The sequence below is a fragment of the Streptomyces beijiangensis genome, from assembly GCF_017315755.1.
Taxonomy (GTDB): domain Bacteria; phylum Actinomycetota; class Actinomycetes; order Streptomycetales; family Streptomycetaceae; genus Streptomyces; species Streptomyces beijiangensis.
In genome coordinates, this window is the sequence record NZ_JAFLRJ010001590.1 from 1 (window position 1) to 322 (window position 322).

A 322-nucleotide genomic window follows, 5' to 3' on the forward strand; every position below is an offset into this window, starting at 1 on the left:
GCATTACGGATCTCCGCGATGAATCAGACCGAAACGGAATGCGCATCGTCATTGAACTGAGAAGGGATGCAAATGCCAATGTACTGTTAAATAACTTGTACAAGCAGACCGCTCTTCAAACATCATTCGGCATTAATCTTTTGGCGCTTGTTGACGGCCAGCCGAAAGTATTGAGCTTGAAGCAGTGTCTGGAGCATTATCTCGACCATCAAAAAGTCGTGATCAGAAGGCGTACTGCATTCGAGCTTCGCAAAGCGGAAGCGCGGGCCCATATTCTTGAGGGCTTGAGAGTGGCGCTTGATCACCTTGATGAAGTTATTTC

1 protein-coding gene is annotated in these 322 nt (G+C 47.5%); it reads left to right on the plus strand.

All coding sequences use genetic code 11. The features are described 5' to 3' along the window. Positions 1-322, plus strand: a 322-nt coding sequence (locus J0695_RS46565) for a DNA gyrase subunit A (RefSeq protein WP_277990131.1), incomplete at both ends; no start/stop codon positions are given.